A 15,747-nucleotide genomic window follows, 5' to 3' on the forward strand; every position below is an offset into this window, starting at 1 on the left:
CGCTGGTGCGGTTCCTGTCGATGGGGCACAATGAGGGGCGCGGATACCTTCTTGGGGCGTATGAGGCCGTAGGGGAAGACGAGCCTCGGTACGCAACCAGGAGGTCCGGTGACCGCACGTGGCGTCTTCTACGTCCACTCTGCGCCGCCTGCGCTGTGCCCGCACATCGAGTGGGCCGTCGGCGGCGTTCTTGGCGTGCCCGCGTCCCTGGCCTGGACGGACCAGCCGGCCGCCCCGGGGACCATGCGCGCCGAACTGCACTGGGAGGGCGAACCCGGCACCGCCGCCGGCATCGCCTCATCCCTGCGGAACTGGAAGCTGCTGCGGTTCGAGGTGACCGAGGACGCGACGCCCGGCTGCGACGGTGCCCGCTACAGCTGCACGCCGTCGCTCGGAGTGTTCACCGCAGTGATCGGCGCGAACGGCGATGTCATGATCCCCGAGAACCGGCTCCGCCATGTGATGGCGAGCGCGGCGGGCGGCAAGTCCAGTCTCGAGCATGAGCTCGAGCGTCTGATGGGCACGCCGTGGGATCACGAGCTCGAGCCCTTCCGGCGCGCGGGCGACGGCGCCCCGGTGCGCTGGCTGCACGCCGCGGGCTGAATCACGCGCTGATATGGCCTTAACCGGCCCAGCTCGTCCCATTGGCCAGAAACTGTGTACCAGGACACAGAAGGCGCGCGACATCAGCGCTAAGAGTGGGACGGGTGTGTCGGCGGCTCATCATGATCCGAGCCGGCATGCTCCCCGACACCGACGCGACATGCCCGAATGCCTGAGGAGCCCTCATGCCGAAGCGGCCCTTGGATCGGTTCACCATAGACATCGGCGGAGACGTGACCGGCCAGGTCATCGCGGGCCACGGCAACACCGCGCACCTCGGCCGGGCCGAGCCGACCGGTCCCGGTGCGGCGTCCGGTGCGGCAGGCACCGGCGGCGAGGACCGGCCGCCCGGCAAGGGCGTGGGCCGGGTGATCGTCGTGGCCGACGTACAGGGCTCGGGGCGGCCGGCGACCAGCCGGCAGCGGCTCCGCATGCGCCAGGACCTCTCCCGGGTCTTCCGGGCCGGCGCGGACGCCCTCGGCCGCCCCCTGGACGACCTCGACCCGGCCGACCGCGGGGACGGCCTGCGGCTGGTCGTGTCACCCGAGACCGTGTCGCCGGCCGACCTGCTGGACGTGTTCATCGTGACGATCGCGGCCGCGCTCCGCGAGCACGCGGAGGCCTCGAGCGCCGCCGCCCGGCTGAGGCTCCGCATCGCCGTGCACTTCGGCTTCGTCGACGGCACCGCGGACGGCTGGTCGGGCGAGCCCCTCGTGCACACGGCGCGGCTGGTCGACGCCGAAGAGGTCAAGCGCACGCTCGCGGACAGCGAGGACGCCTGCCTGGCGCTCGTCGTGTCCGACGACTTCCACCGGGCCATCGTCGGCAACGGCTACGCGCACGCCGGACCCACGGAGTACGACCGGGTCGACGTGGCCGAGAAGGAGACCTCGTCGCACGCCTGGGTGCGGCTCATCTGACGACGACGGACCGCGCCCGTTGCCCTGTCCCGGCCCGCCGCGGGCACTCTCGCGGGCGTCCGCGGCCCGTCGGCGGCCCGGCGTCAGAACTCGCCGACTGCCACGGGATGGGCGGGGTCGGCGATCCAGTTCGACCAGGAGCCGATGTAAAGGGCGGCCGGGACCCCGGCGACGGTGAGTGCGAGGATCTCGTGCGCCGCCGTGACACCCGAGCCGCAATAGACGCCGACGTCGGCCGCGTCGGTCGCGCCCAACTCGGCGAAGCGCTCGCGCAGCAGCTCCGGGGGCAGGAAGCGGCCGTCGACGCCGACATTGCCCAGCGTGGGGGCGTTCACCGCGCCGGGGATGTGCCCGGCGACCGGGTCGACCGGCTCGACCTCGCCCCGGTAGCGCTCGGCCGCCCGCGCGTCGAGCAGCACTCCGCTCTTGGCGAGCGTCGCGGCCCCGTCGGCGTCGAGCGCCGGCAGCCGCCCGGGCCGGGCGGTGAAGTCTCCCGGCGGCACCTCGGGTTCGCCGGTGGTCACGGGCCGCCCGGCGTCGACCCAGGCGCGGTAACCGCCGTCGAGGACCCTCACCCGGTCGTGCCCGAAGTACCGCAGGGTCCACCACAGCCGGGCGGCCGCGGTCGAGTCCGCGTCGTCGTAGGCGACGACCAGCCGATCGGCGCTGACCCCGGCGCGCCGCATCGCCGCCGTGAACGCCTCGGCCGTGGGCAGCGGATGCCTGCCGAGCACTCCGGGCGGGCCGGCCAGATCCTCGTCGAGGTCGACGAATGCCGCGCCCGGCAGGTGACCCCGGCGGTAGGCCTCGATGCCCCGGGGGCCGGCCAGATGCCAGCGTACGTCGAGAAGGATCGGCGGCCGCTCGTCCGTGAGCGCCTGGGCGAGAGTCTGGACATTGATGAGTGGATGCACATCGCCAGTCTGAACCCTGACGGATCGATGTGGGAGAGCCAGTGCCCCCGTCGCCCGATCCGGCCATGTCCTGACACGGCCTGACACGGCCGGGCACGACCGGGCACGGCCGCCCGGCGGATTCGCCCGCCGTCAGGCCGGCGGGCTGAGGAGGGGCACCAGCTGCTCGGCCGGCGTCATCGATCCGTGCATGCCGACCAGCCTGGATTCGGTCGGCTCGGCCCTGGTCGCGACGACCGCGAGGTCACCGTACGGCACCGCGAGCACGTCGCCGATGCGCGGCAGCAGTCCCTCGGCCACCGGGCCGAACCAGCCGGCCGCCACCGCCTCTTCGCGCGAGTGGACCCAGGCTCGATCGCCGACCAGTTCCCGCCAGGTGGCGAGGACGTCCGGCACCGCTCCCGGCTCGGTGTAGACGTGCCGGGCGCGCGCCTCGCCGCCGAGCAGCGCGACGCCCTCGCGGAGGGCCGGCACCTCGTCCACGTCGATCCGCTCGGCCGGGTTGACCATCCCGTGATCGGCGGTGACGTACAACGCCGCGCCCGCCGGGAGGACCTCGGCGAGCCGTTCGGCCAGCAGGTCCACGAACCGAAGCTGGTGCCGCCAAGCGGGCGATCCCGCGCCGTACCAGTGCCCGGTGGAGTCCAGATCCGGGTGATAGACGGTCACGTACGCGCGGTCGCCCCGGCGCAGCGCGTACTCCGCCCGCGCGACGAGCTGGCCGAGGCTCTCGGCGGCGAGGTAGTCGGCTCCGCGGTTCACCGCGCGGGACAGCCCGCTGTCCTTGAGCCGGCCCGACGCCACGTAGGCGACGCTCACGCCGGCCTCCGCCGCCCGTTCGTAGGCCGTCGGGGCGGGCTGGAAGATCATCGGATCGACCTCGTCGGGCCACTTGAGGCAGTTCAGCAGCCGGCCGGTCTCGGGATTGCGGATCTGGTAGCCGAGGAGCCCGTGCATGGCCGGGCTCAGCCCGGTGCCGAGCGAACCGAGGCTCGTCACGGTGGTCGCGGGGAAACCCGCCGTCAGCGGCCGGCCGGAGAGCGAGGACAGGTACGGCGCCTGTTCCGGATGAGCGCGCAGCAGCTCCCAGCCGAGGCCGTCGATGAGCAGCACGCAGGCACGCGGCAGCTCGGGAAGTCCCAGGACGTCACGACCGCCGGGAACCCCCAGGGCCGCCAGAAGGGACGGCGCGAGGTCGGAGAGTGCCCCCGACCCGTAGCGTGGAATGGAAGGAGGTGCCACTGCGTTCATCCGCCACCTTCACACGAGGTCCGCACGGGGGTCGGGGTCGGGGTCGAAGGCGGCGCCGGGCCCACTCCGCGCTCAGCGCGCCGCCCTCAGGTCCGGGCCGTGGCCTCGGAGAGGGCGCGCGAGAAGGCGAGGACCTGGGCGACCGCCTCGCCGCCGTCGGCCGCCTCGCTGACCCGCAGCAACAGGTCGTCGGCGGTGAGGCTGCCGGTGTAGCCGTGATCGGCCTCACACGACTCGTCCCCGCAGGTCGCCGGCTCCATGTCGACATGGGCGATCGCCCCCCAGCCGATCGTGAGAACCGCCTCGTTGGGCGGCATGCCCGGAACGTACGACGCCGGTTCCTGCACCACCCGGGTCAGCGCCACCGACCGGATGCGGTTCAGCGGGACCGCCTCGGTCGTCGTGGAGGCGTGTGGATGCGGCATCGTCTCGCCGGGGGGATGTTCATCCGTATGGCAGACCAGCAGCCTGGACGGCGACAGCACGAGGACGGTCACATGCCGCCGTACCTCCATCGCCGGATCGAATGTCGCCTCATGGTGGATGACGTAGGCGATTACCTGCTCGGTACCGACCGCGGACTCGACCGCGTCCGCGACCAGGGCGGGGTAGTACCCGCTGCGCTCGATCGCCGTGCGCAATCCCTGAGCGGTCGCTCGGGTTTCCCTCATGCACCCCATCCTGCCCTGTCCCGGGTGTTACGCGCACATGGACGGCAACGGCGCGGCCGCGCAGGCCTCAGGCCGCCGATCTTGGGTAAGGGAGGGTAGCCGACGTCGAGTCCCGGATGAGACCCCGACGAGACCCCGACGAGAGAGGTGCATTGCCGTGAACATGCCCGGCGCGTCATCACACCTGCGCGAGCCGCCCAAGCCGCCCGGCCCGCCGCCGATCCCGCCGACCGAGCCGCCGGTGCGCCCGCCCGGGCCGAGCCCCCAGCCGCCCGGACCGGGCCCGGCACCCGGCCCTGGGCCGGTGCCCGAACCACCGCCCAGCCCCGTGCCACCGGAGCCGACGCCCTCGCCGCCACCTGGGCCCGGCCCCGAGCCCGTCCCACCCGGCCGGCCGAGGCCCGAGCCCGAGCCGCCGCCCAGCCCCGTGCCACCGACCCCCGACCCCGTCCCGCCCCCGCCCGCCGACCAGCGCCCCGACCAGCGCCCCGGGCGGCACGGAAGGGCCGAGGGCTCGGCGGTCACTGGCCGGGGCCTCGCAGGCGACGGGGGCCGCGCTCGGGGCGCGGGCCGGCCGGCCGAGCCAGTGTCAGGGTCGCGCCTGTCACGGTGACCCCGGAGGGTGCCGCCACGACCGGATCGAGCTCCAGGCGCGCTACCTCGGGCAGATCGTCGGCGAGCCGGGACACGCGCAGCAGCAGGTCCTCGACCGCGTCGACGTCGACGGGTTCGGCACCGCGGTGGCCGAACAGCAGCGGGGCGGAGCGCACCGCACGTACGAGTTCGGCGGCCTCGACGTCGGTCAGCGGAGCGAGCCGGTAGGCCCGGTCGTCCAGAAGGGCGGCGGTGGCCCCCGACAGCCCGAACGACACCACGGCGCCGAAGGAGGGGTCCTCCCGCGTGACGATCCGCGCCTCGATGCCCGGCGGACCGGCCGGCGAGCCCGAGGCGGCGACGGTGATGCCGTAGCAGGACAGGAGCGCCTGGACGTCGGCGGGCTCGACGGCCACCTGACCGGCCACGTGACTGATCACGGGACGGGCCACCGGACCGGCTTCAGGACCGTCCTCGGGACCGGCCGGGCTCTCCGCGTTCGCTGGGCGGTCGGCCTCGGCCGCCGTGAGCAGCCGTTCCACGAGCGCCCGGGCCCTCCTCCGGCCGGCCGGGTCCCGCTCGGGCAGCCGTCCCGTGGGCCTCCGCCGCCACGCGGCGTAGCGCATGACGTACGCGAGAGCGCGCACGGCGTCCTCCGGCGTGGCATACGACGGGATCGAGCCGGGGCCCGCCAGCGCGTCCGGCCCGCAGATCCGCAGCTCGGCCGGCAGGCCCACCAGGCCGAGATAGGTGGCGACGATGGGCTTGCGGCTCCCGGCGGCAAGACCCGTGATCGCCTGCGCCACGGTCTTCACCCGGGAGTCCCCGCCCCGTCCGTTCCCACCGGGTCCGCTCCCACCGGGTCCGTTCCCACCGGATCCGCTCCCACCAGGTCCGCCTGCGGCCTTTCCGTCTCCGCCGTCCGCAGGCGCGGATGATCCGGTGGCCGGCTCGGTACCGCCCATGATCGGCGGGGTGTAGACGGTGAGGACGGCGTCGACGGACTCGTCCGCGAGCGCGTCGGCCAGGGCCGCCTCGTACTCCCCCGCCCCCGCCCTCGGGCCCAGGTCGACGGGCTGGAGCGGTTCGAGGCCCAGCGTGGCGGCGGCATCCAGGGCGAGCAGGCCGAGCGAGTCGGAGTTGTCGATGATCGCGATCCGCTCTCCGGCGGGAAGCGGCTGGTATGCGAGAAGCTGCGCCACGTCGAACAGCTCGGACAGGCCCTCCACCCGGATCACCCCGGCCTGCGCGAACAGCGCGCTGACCGCGTGGTCGGGCAGCGTCAGCGCGCGTACCGCATGACCGAGCGGCACCCCCTGTGTCGTACGGCCCGACTTCACCGCCACGATCGGCTTCTTGCGGCTCAGCCGGCGGGCGAGCCGGGTGAACTTGCGCGGGTTGCCGATCGACTCCAGGTAGAGCAGCACGGCGGTGGTGGCGGGGTCCTCCTCCCAGTACTGCATGAGGTCGTTGCCGGACACGTCCGCCCGATTGCCCGCGGAGACGAAGGTCGACAGGCCGATGCCGCGCTCGGCGGTGCGCTGCAGGATCGCGATGCCGAGCGCGCCGGACTGGGAGAAGAACCCGACCGGCCCGCGGCCCGGCATGGTCGGGGCGAGGGTCGCGTTGAGCCGTACGCCCGGGTCGGTGTTGGCGATGCCGAGGCAGTTCGGACCCACGACCCGCATCCCCTGCGCGCGGGCCAGCCGTACGAGCTCCTCCTGCCGGGCCCGGCCGCCGGCGCCCGTCTCGGCGAAGCCCGCGGACACCACCACGAGCCCGTGCACGCCCTTGCCCGCGCTCTGCTCGACCACCTCGTGCACGGCGCCCGCGGGCACGGCGACCACGACCAGGTCGACGTCGCCGGCGATGTCGAGCACCGTCGGGTGGGCGCGGACCCCGGCAACGGCCGTCGCGGTCGGGTGCACCGGGTAGACCGGGCCGGAGAAGTCCCCGCCGAGCAGATGCCGCAGCACGGTCCGGCCGACGCTGTGCGCCTCCCGGCCGGCGCCGACCACCGCCACGGATCGAGGGAACAGCAGCCGCTGGATCGACCGCGCCTCGGCCCGGTGCTCGCGCGCCGTCATCACCTCGATGGAGGTCTCGGTGGGCTCGAGATCCAGGCTGAGCCGGATGACGCCGTCCTCGAACCGCTGCTCGGCCTGGTAGCCGGCATCGCGGAAGATCTTGGCCATCCGGCGGTTGTCCGGCAGCACGTGAGCCAGGAAACGGCGCACGCCGCGCTCGCGGGCGGCGGCGGCGATGTGCTCCAGCAGCACCGAGCCGAGCCCCCGGCCCTGGTGGGCGTCCTCGACGAGGAACGCGACCTCCGCCACCCCCGGCTCCTCGCGGAGTTTGTCGTACCGCACGACCGCGAGCATCGAGTCGCCGACCGTGGCGATCAGCGCCGCCCGGTCGTCGTGGTCCAGGGTCGTGAAATGAACGATCTCGCGCTCGGACAGCCGGGGCCGCGGCCCGAAGAAACGGTAGTAGATCGATTCCGGGGACAGCCGGGCGTAGAAGGAACGCAACGATTCGGCATCATCGCTCCGGATCGGGCGCAGATGGGCGGTGCCCCCGTCCGCGAGGACGACATCCGCCTCCCAATGATCCGGATAGTTCACCCGCCAAAGAGTAGGGGACCCGAGATGTCCGATCTGCCACCATTGGAGTCCGGAGGTTCGGTCAGAGTTCCGGGTTTCGCTGCGCGTTCGAGACCTCATCGGGGGGGCTGAGCTGTTACGGTCGACCACACGTCCCCGGAGGAGCTGTCAACCGGGCCGTGTCAATCGAGGTGATGACATCATGACGCGCGTGGTCGTGATCGGTGATCTCATGACCGATGCCGTTGCGCGAGCCGCGTTGCCCCTGGCCAAGGGCAGTGACACGCCGGCCGCTGTGACCATGCACGGCGGCGGGTCCGGGGCGAACGTGGCCGCCTGGCTCGCGGTCGAAGGGGTCGATGCCGCCTTCGTCGGGCGCCGTGGCTCCGACATCGCCGGCCGGAACCGGGATATGGAGCTGATGGGGTACGGCATCGACGCCCGCCTCGTCATGGACGCCGAGCGCCCGACCGGCACCTGCGTGGTGCTCGTGACCCACAAGGGCGACCGGACCATGCTCTCCGACCCGGGTGCCAACGCCGCGCTCCTGCCCGAGGACATCCCGCACGACCTGTTCGCGGCCGGCTCGCATCTGCACCTGTCCGGCTACTCCCTGCTCAACGAGGGGTCCCGGAAGGCGGCGCTGCATGCCCTCGGCATGGCGCGCAAGACCCAGATGTCGATCTCGATCGACGGTGGATCCGCCGCCCCGCTAAAGCGGGTGGGTGCCGAGCCGTTCCTCGAGTGGACGCAGGGCGCGCGGCTGCTGATGATCAACGCCGCTCAGGCCGAAGTGCTGACCGGGCGTGACGTGCCCGCCCAGGCGGCGAAGGTGCTCACGGCGTGGTATCCGCAGGTCGTCATCAAGATGGGTGAGGACGGCGCGCTGTGGTACACCAACGGGCGGCCCGAGCCGATCCAGGTACCCGCCGAACCGCTGAACAAGATCATGGATGGCACCGGTGCGGGTGACGCGTTCTGCGCCGGCTTCCTTCCGCCGTGGCTCGACGGCAAGCCCCCGGCCGAGGCGCTCGCCGCGGGCTGCCGGCTGGCCGCGGCCGCCATGGGCGAGATCGGCGCCCGCCCCGGACTCTGAGCCACCCTGGTCTCTGATCGGCCCTGGTCTCTGATCGGCCCCAGGCTCCGGCACGCCGGCGGGCGCGGGACCGGCGTTCTCCTGGACCCTCAGGGTCGCCTAACGGCTCAAGGGACGGTCAGGACTCCTTGAGAGCCCGGTTGAGACCGGCGATCGTGGCGGCCCCGTCCTGAGCCTCGACGACGAGCAGGTCCATGACGGCCAGATACCGCTCGACGTCCTCGAACCGGTCCAGATAGACGGCGCTGGTGAGCTGTTCGAGGAAGACCACATCGGGCAGGTCCGGCTCGTTGAACCGCAGGATGCTGAACGGGCCGCCCGCCGCGGCATGTCCCCCGTACTGGAACGGCATCATCTGGATGGTGACGCGCGGCGCCGCAGACATCTCGATCAGGTACTCGATCTGCCGCCGCATCACGCCCCGGTCGCCCAGCGGCCGCCGCAGCGCCGCCTCGTCGATGACGGCCCAGAGATGCGGCGGGTCGGGCGCCTCCATGATGCGCTCGCGCCGGGTCATCCGCACCGCCACCCGGCGGTCGATCTCGCTCGCGGACGCGCGCGGATGGCCGAGCAACGTGACGGCCCTGGCGTAGTCCTCGGTCTGGAGCAGCCCGGGGACGAATTGCACCTCGTAGGTGCGGATGCGCGAGGCCGCCTGCTCGAGGCCGACGTAGATCTCGAACCAGTGCGGCACGACATCGGAGTACTGATGCCACCAACCGGGCGTGTTGGCCTGCCGCGCCAGTTGCAGGCAGGTCGCCCGCTCCTCCCCGTCGGTCATCCCGTAGAGGGTGAGCAGATCCGCGATGTCGCGTTCCTTGAACCCGACCCGTCCGAGCTCCAGCCGGCTGATCTTTGATTCCGAGGCCCTGATCGTGTAGCCGGCCTGCTTGCGGGTGATCCTGTTCGACTCCCGCAGCCGCCGCAGCCGGGCTCCGAGCATCATGCGAAGCACCGTGGGACCGCCCGACACCGGGGAGGGCATCTCGGGCATCTCAGGACCACCGTCCGGCTGAGCCGTCATCACATCCGACCTGGGCAGGCAACAAGAGCCCAGCATTCCACGCTGAGCCGCCAGGGCAAGGCATGTGAGCGAGCCCTCATCATCATTCTCATCCGTTCAGCACAAACAAGGCGCCCATTCGATCACTTCCAGCAGCCGCGCGCGTTCCTCTTACCGAAATCCCCTCCCGCCGCGACGGCGTAACAGGCATGACACGAGCTGATCACTTCTTCCGGCCGAGGGCGTCGGTCAGATGCACGAGGCGGCCCCTCCGGCCTTGGTCAGGCGAGGCGGCCTGACACCCGGCCCAGGAGCGCGCTCAGCAGGCGCTCTCCTCCTTGCCCACCGCCGCGTCAAGGCGGGCGCGCGGCCGAGGCGACCGTGATCGGCCCACTGGCCGGGCCGATCCGAGCGGGTCAGCCGACGCGGGTCAGCCGACCGGTCCCGGCGGTCTGCTCATGCCATCTCTTGCGCAGCTTGTAGGCATACCCGCTGGAGGGCGGTCTGCGCCCGGCCCGCTCCATGTCGGCACGGGCCGCCGGGACCGAGCCCTCGTGTCTGCCGAGGGCGTCCAGAAAGAGCGCCGCAAGCTCACCGGTGTCCGTGGCCACCTTGGCACCCGGGACCACGGCGGGCGCGGGTCGCAGCTCGGCCGCGGGCGGCGGCTCGGCGGGCGTGTCCTGTACCGCGCCGTCACGTACAAGAGCGTGCGGCATCGCTTGGGGAACCTCCGGTGCGGTGTCCGGCTCCACTGGCACCGGTCGTTGCTCCGCCGGGTGGGCGTCGGCGTCGTCGGCGGAGCGGCCGTCGGCCGGCGTCGCCGCCCAGGGTGCCTCCGGTTCCAGATCGAGAAGGCTCGCGGCGTTGTAGAGGACACCGAGCTGCGCGATCAGCATGTCCTGTCGCGCGGGATCGGTGCCCAGTCCCCCGTACTCGACCGTACGCTCCATCGCGCGGTCGAGCTTGGCGAGCGCCCGTCGCTGGGCTCGCCTCGTCCCGGTGTCACGAACGGTGCGTGCGTGCTTGGCCGCGAGCGCCAGCCGCATCAGGCGGCGTTGTGCGTCGACCTCGCCGATGTCGCGGCCGGTCGGGTCGGCGAGCCCGATCCGTACGAGCACCCGTTCGGGGGTGAGCCGCCAGTTGACCCGCGTCCGTCCGGTGATGCGCATGCGTTCCAGCGCCATGCCGCGCTCCCACAGCCAGGCCGCGACGAGCGGCGCGGTGAGCCGCAGCACCGTCTCGCCGAAGCTGCGGGCGTCGAGGCTGGACAGCACGGCGGACAGGCAGGTGAGCACCCAGACGGCGATGCCGTCCACGCCGGCGGAGTGGCGTTCGCGCATGGAGGCGCGGGCCCGGAGAGCCGAGGTGATCACTGACACCTCGATGAACGCGAACGTCAGCACCCGGAGCGGGCCGGAGAAGTGGAGGATGTCCCCGAAGAACTGCCACATGCCCTGGGCCGCGACGGCGGTCGCGATGCCGGCGGCCACCACGGTGAACACGTTCTCAGCGGAGATCCCGCGCGTGGGCCGGGCGGCCGCCCTGAACGTGCCGCGCAGCAGCAGGAGCAGCGGGACCAGGGCGATCACTGCGGCCACCGCGACGAGCGCGGCGGGCACGGGGTGCTGGTCGATGACCTGCAACGGGTCGATTGCGAGCAGCATCGGCGCGGGGGTGCGCGGGGCCATCGGTGTCCTTTCACCGCGACCGCCCAGTGCGTTCCCCAGGTTCGGCCCGGCAGGGGGTCACGGTTTCGATCGAGGTGCGGCACAACCCTACGGGGAGGGCGATCATCCTCGCCGTCATTTGTCCGCTCGTAACGTGCACTTCATACAAGGCACCGGAGAGTCCCGGGGCCGGCGGTGAGGCGATCAGGCGCATGAGCACGACCCACATCGTGCGGTGGCCATCAGGTCAGTGCGGTGAAGCCCAGTCGGCACGGGTGACGAACTTTGGGAGACCGCCACCGGCCATGAGCACCAGCAGTTCCCCGGCGGTCTCGGTCACGCGGGTGACACGCTCCACGCGACGGCCGGTCAGCGGGCCCATAGGGCTGGGCAGCGGAGGGCCGTGCCGGCGCCCGGGGGGACGGGGCTTCGACGGCCGGCACGGCCCTCCCTTTCACAGACCCGGGACGAGCGCAGGCGAGGGGGAAGTGCCGCGTTCTCCGGTATCTGAGCTCAGTGCATTCGATGGGTGCGAATCCACGAGATTCCTCGTGTCATCCTGCCTCCGTTTTCACCATGGCCGACGAACCATCTCCCACTCCCCGGCCGGTCATGTATTGAGTCTGGCCCAGACTAATTTCCCGTTCGGCCTCCTCACCGGATAGGCGCCGTGGTCGTCGGCGAGTGCCGCGACAATGTGCAGTCCGCGGCCTGACTCATCGCCCGGGTCGCACGCCCCGGCAATGGGCATCGCGGGGCTGGAGTCCCAGAGTCCGATCGAGACGCTCGCCGCCTCACGCGCGAACAGAAGGAAGACGTCGCCTCCCGGCGTCGCGTCGAGCGCGTTGGTGAAAAGCTCGGACACGATCAGCCGGGCGGGTTCCATGAGATGGCGGAGAGCCCAGCCGAGAAGCACCACGTCGGCGAGCTCACGGGCCACTCGCACGTTCTCCGGTATGGCGTCGAGCCGGAACTTCACCTCCGGCTGATTTCGATCTTCGTCCTCCGCGTAATCACGCGACTCATCGTCCAATCCGGTTATCCGGCCCTTGCGATTCACCCCTCAAGAATGCCCTCCGCGACTTAATCTGAGCAGGTCAAAACGCGAACGCGAACGCACCATGCGCGTTCCCCCCAGATGTTCGGAGTTGTACGCGCCATGACGAGCAATCATCTGACACCGCGCATGTTCCTCGCCAAGGAGATCCGGCGGTCACGCGAGGAGAAAGGGATGAAAACCATCGATATCGCCAACATGATGTACGTATCCGAAGGTCTCGTACGAGCATGGGAGAAAGGCCGTCGGCTACCACAACCCGATCATCTGGCACAGCTCGAGGAACTGTTCGGCACCCGGGGAGTGCTCGGCCGCATCCGCGAGGAGTTGATCAACGCCGCGGTGCCCCTGGAGTGGTTCGCCCGGTGGCCCGAGATCGAGCACCAGGCCACGTCGCTGTGGTCGTTTCAAACCACCGTGGTCCCCGGGCTGCTCCAGAAAGAAGACTACGCCCGCTCCGTGCTCCACGCGGCGCACCACATCGCCGACACCGAGGAGATGGTCGGCGCCCGGCTGGAGCGGCAGCGGATCCTGGCCAAGGAGGATCCACCGATGCTCGTCGCCCTCATCACCGAGAGCGTGCTGCGGCACAACGTCGGCGGGGCCGAGGTCATGCGTGATCAGCTGGCCCACCTCGAGGAGATGGCCGAGCGCGACAACGTCATCGTGCAGGTCGTTCCCGACTCCGCCCGCGCGTGCGCCGGATTCACCGGGCCGTTCGCGATAGCGAGCTTCGACGCCGGCACCGAAGTCGCGTATGTTGACGACCAACTGAGCGGCAAGGTCGTCGAAGACCCCGAGGACGTCGCACGGCTCCGGCGCATGTTCGACGTGTTCAGGGCGGACGCGCTGTCCAGGCGCGAATCACTGGAGCTCATCCGAAGGACGAGGGTGGAGCGATGGCAGGGGAAATGACATGGCGTAAGTCGTCGCGCAGCACCGCGAACGGCGGCGACTGTGTCGAGGTCGCGTGGATGGCCGGATCGATCGCCGCCCGCGACAGCAAGAACACCAAGGGCGGCCACCTGACCTTCACGGCTGCGGCGTTCGGCGCGCTGCTGGCCGACATCAAAGCCGGCAAGCTGGACGGCTGAGCCGGTCTCGGCGCGAGCGCCGTCCTCTGGACCTGTTACGCGGAGAGGCCCGCCGTGCCGATCGGAACCGAACCGTCCTCCCGTGACGAAAACCGGCAGGCCGTGACGGAAATCTCTCCGGAACCGGGCCGAACAGCGGCGGCCCCGGCCGGGCGGGCGGATCGGACAGATCCGCCCGGGCGCTCGGCGGCACCGGCCGCCGCACCGGCTGGCAGGCCACCTACCGGGCCACCGCCGTCACCGTCGGCGGTGGTGAGATCGACCTGAGCGATGCCCGCTTCACCGGCCACGAAACCCAGGTCCGCGCCTTCGCCCTGTGGGGGTGGCACGGAGATCATCATCCCCGACGACGTCGAGGTCGTGGTCAGGGGCTTCGGCCTGTTCGGCGTGTTCGACAAGCCCACCGTCCTGCCTGGACGTCGAAAGCATGGCCGGCCTTCCGATCGCGATCACCTGAGAGGGTGCAAGATTCTGGCGGTGTCTGGACATGTGCCTGGTGACCATCGACCAAGAGGTCACATGTTCTAGGAGGCCAGATGTCGAGGAGCCCGGATGGGTGAGGACGAGTTCGCGGACGTCTACGCCGCCACTTATAAGCCATTGCTCGGTTACGCCTTGCGTCGTTGTGGCTCGCCTGAGGACGCGGCCGATGTGGTGGCCGAGACGTTCGCGATCGCCTGGCGGCGCGCTGCGGAGATGCCAGCGGGGGGCGAGGCGCGGCTGTGGCTGTACGGGGTGGCGCGCCGTGTTCTGGCCAATCAGCGGCGCGGGGCGCGGCGTCACACGATGAAGACAGCGGCGCTGATTGCCGAGTTGGCGGTCGGTGCACCGTCGCAGGAGGACTCGGCGGTCGCCGAGATCTTCGACCGCCTGCCGGATCGCGATCGTGAACTACTCGCGCTCGTGGCCTGGGAAGGCCTTTCCAATACCGAGATCGCGACGGTGCTCGGTTGCTCGTCCAACACCGTGAGCGTTCGCCTGCACCGCGCCCGTAAACGCTTCGTGCGCGCCCTGCGGTCGGCGGGCATCGACCATCCGGCTGCCGCCGTGCAGGCCCGGACCGTTCTTCAGGGGAGTGAGCTGACATGACGTCCCGGATCGACGAGCTCGTGGCGGGTCTGGCCACGGTGCGCGACAGTGACATCACGAGCGAACCAGATAGCGCTGGAGGCCGGGCCCTGCTCGCGGCCATCACCACCGGCAAGGCTCCAGTACCGCGGCGGCATCGTTATCCACGCCTTCCCTGGCTGGTGGCCGGGGCGACGGTCGCCTCGGCTGCCGCCGCCGCGGTCGTCGTGGGGGTGGGCGGCCAGAACTCGGCGCCGTTGCGCAGCTACGCCAACGCCGCCGTGGCGATCGACGTCAAGGGCACCGAGTACGAGGTGGAGGTCAAGAACGCCTACGCCGACCAGCGGGAGTTCAGTGAGGCGTTCGCCAAGTTCGGTCTCGACGTCAGGCTGCGCATCGTTCCGGTCGCGCCGGGAGGTGAACGCGAGATCGTCCAGATCGGCCCGCTCCACGCGCCCAAGGGCGGGATGCCTCCAGGGGGTGTGTCGGGGACGTCCAGCGCCGTGCTGAAGTGCCCGCCGGGCCAGATCGCCTGCCCGTTGAAGGTCCGGCTCGGCGGCGAGATGTTCCGCTTGGGAGGGGCCGATATCGTCATCGGCCGCAAGGCTGCGCCTGGTGAGGTCTACTTCGACGCCAATCCGGTACAGGGCGACCGGGCCAAGGATCTGCGCCTGACCGGCCGGACCGTCGCCCAAGCCCTCGCCGAAGTGCTACGTCGTGGCCTGACCGCGACCTTCACACTCGGCGAGTTCAAGGCCGACGGGTCGGGCTCCTCCTGGGACCCGCCCGCGACGTGGCGTCCCGCCGGCGAACGCCGCATCACTGGGGTGTGGACGCGCAGTTCCACCTCGGTCGGGCTGATGGTCGTCCCGCAGAAAGGCGACCCTCAGCCCCACCCGGTCGGCTGACTGACACAGCTGTTCTGGTCTGGAGGCAGCGGTCCGCGCGCCACCGGGGGCGCGGACCGCTACTCAGCGGATGCCCGTCCCCTCGGCGCCGGGCCGCTCCTGGCCGCAGGCTTGCGAGTTCCCTTTTGAGCTCTCATCCGCGATATAGCGAGCGGCCGCAGATCAATTGACAATGGCCGCCCGATTTGCCCGGTAAATGAATTGGAACGGGCATCTAACCGGATGGCTAGCGAAAAGCATTCCTTTCATTCGCTAGAATTTTCGAAGGCGGGCGATTGACGCCCGAACAATGACCTCG

The 15,747-nt window shown here is 71.1% G+C and carries 14 protein-coding genes; 7 read left to right on the forward strand and 7 right to left on the reverse strand.

Going from position 1 to position 15,747, the window contains the following annotated elements; genetic code table 11:
- Positions 1 to 108: 108 nt before the first annotated feature.
- Positions 109 to 603 (forward strand): DUF3145 domain-containing protein, encoded by a 495-nt coding sequence (locus tag HKK74_RS06470; RefSeq protein WP_187242148.1) that lies wholly within the window; start codon positions 109 to 111, stop codon positions 601 to 603.
- Between the two features lie 185 nt (positions 604 to 788).
- A complete protein-coding gene (locus HKK74_RS06475; protein ID WP_187242149.1) occupies positions 789 to 1,523 on the forward strand; it encodes a hypothetical protein in 735 nt (244 codons plus the stop codon).
- An 83-nt stretch (positions 1,524 to 1,606) separates the two neighbouring features.
- On the opposite strand, the gene HKK74_RS06480 is transcribed toward HKK74_RS06475, so the two are convergent.
- The 4 genes from HKK74_RS06480 to HKK74_RS39645 all read right to left on the reverse strand — a co-directional run bounded on the left by HKK74_RS06480 (position 1,607) and on the right by HKK74_RS39645 (position 7,577).
- Positions 1,607 to 2,437, reverse strand: coding sequence for a sulfurtransferase (locus tag HKK74_RS06480; RefSeq protein WP_187242150.1), 831 nt, complete (start codon positions 2,435 to 2,437; stop codon positions 1,607 to 1,609).
- A gap of 132 nt (positions 2,438 to 2,569) precedes the next feature.
- The gene (locus HKK74_RS06485; RefSeq protein ID WP_187242151.1) at positions 2,570 to 3,688 is read right to left on the reverse strand and encodes an alkaline phosphatase family protein; all 1,119 of its coding nucleotides are present in this window, start codon (positions 3,686 to 3,688) and stop codon (positions 2,570 to 2,572) included.
- Positions 3,689 to 3,774: 86 nt separating this feature from the next.
- Positions 3,775 to 4,359 carry a DUF5998 family protein gene (locus HKK74_RS06490; protein ID WP_187242152.1) on the reverse strand — a complete coding sequence of 195 codons (585 nt, stop codon included), beginning with the start codon at positions 4,357 to 4,359 and terminating at the stop codon, positions 3,775 to 3,777.
- Between the two features lie 521 nt (positions 4,360 to 4,880).
- Complete coding sequence (locus tag HKK74_RS39645; RefSeq protein ID WP_312881299.1) at positions 4,881 to 7,577, reverse strand: bifunctional acetate--CoA ligase family protein/GNAT family N-acetyltransferase; 2,697 nt, start codon at positions 7,575 to 7,577, stop codon at positions 4,881 to 4,883.
- Between the two features lie 181 nt (positions 7,578 to 7,758).
- Between HKK74_RS39645 and HKK74_RS06505 the strand changes: the two genes are divergently transcribed.
- On the forward strand, positions 7,759 to 8,652 hold the full coding sequence (locus HKK74_RS06505) for a carbohydrate kinase family protein (protein WP_187242153.1): 894 nt from the start codon (positions 7,759 to 7,761) through the stop codon (positions 8,650 to 8,652).
- 118 nt (positions 8,653 to 8,770) lie between these two features.
- Here HKK74_RS06505 and HKK74_RS06510 read toward each other — a convergent pair whose 3' ends face one another.
- The 3 genes from HKK74_RS06510 to HKK74_RS06520 form a co-directional block, all read right to left on the reverse strand.
- Entirely contained in the window at positions 8,771 to 9,646 is an 876-nt protein-coding gene (locus HKK74_RS06510) for a Sco1979 family transcriptional regulator (protein ID WP_187242154.1), read from the reverse strand.
- Positions 9,647 to 10,071: 425 nt separating this feature from the next.
- On the reverse strand, positions 10,072 to 11,343 hold the full coding sequence (locus HKK74_RS06515; RefSeq protein WP_187242155.1) for a flagellar motor protein MotB: 1,272 nt from the start codon (positions 11,341 to 11,343) through the stop codon (positions 10,072 to 10,074).
- A gap of 589 nt (positions 11,344 to 11,932) precedes the next feature.
- Complete coding sequence (locus HKK74_RS06520) at positions 11,933 to 12,382, reverse strand: ATP-binding protein (protein WP_187242156.1); 450 nt, start codon at positions 12,380 to 12,382, stop codon at positions 11,933 to 11,935.
- 126 nt (positions 12,383 to 12,508) lie between these two features.
- Here HKK74_RS06520 and HKK74_RS06525 point away from each other — a divergent pair, with 126 nt between their 5' ends.
- The 4 genes from HKK74_RS06525 (at position 12,509) to HKK74_RS06540 (ending at position 15,449) form a co-directional block, all read left to right on the forward strand.
- Positions 12,509 to 13,294, forward strand: coding sequence for a helix-turn-helix domain-containing protein (locus tag HKK74_RS06525; protein ID WP_281397700.1), 786 nt, complete (start codon positions 12,509 to 12,511; stop codon positions 13,292 to 13,294).
- Entirely contained in the window at positions 13,279 to 13,473 is a 195-nt protein-coding gene (locus tag HKK74_RS06530) for a DUF397 domain-containing protein (protein ID WP_187242158.1), read from the forward strand. The genes HKK74_RS06525 and HKK74_RS06530 overlap by 16 nt, the downstream gene beginning before the upstream one ends.
- A 552-nt stretch (positions 13,474 to 14,025) precedes the next feature.
- Positions 14,026 to 14,562, forward strand: a complete 537-nt coding sequence (locus HKK74_RS06535; protein WP_187242159.1) for an RNA polymerase sigma factor — start codon at positions 14,026 to 14,028, stop codon at positions 14,560 to 14,562.
- Positions 14,559 to 15,449 carry a hypothetical protein gene (locus HKK74_RS06540; RefSeq protein ID WP_187242160.1) on the forward strand — a complete coding sequence of 297 codons (891 nt, stop codon included), beginning with the start codon at positions 14,559 to 14,561 and terminating at the stop codon, positions 15,447 to 15,449. The genes HKK74_RS06535 and HKK74_RS06540 overlap by 4 nt, the downstream gene beginning before the upstream one ends.
- The last annotated feature ends 298 nt before the right edge of the window (positions 15,450 to 15,747 follow it).

The sequence above is a fragment of the Actinomadura alba genome (assembly GCF_014323705.1).
Taxonomy (GTDB): Bacteria; Actinomycetota; Actinomycetes; order Streptosporangiales; family Streptosporangiaceae; genus Actinomadura_C; species Actinomadura_C alba.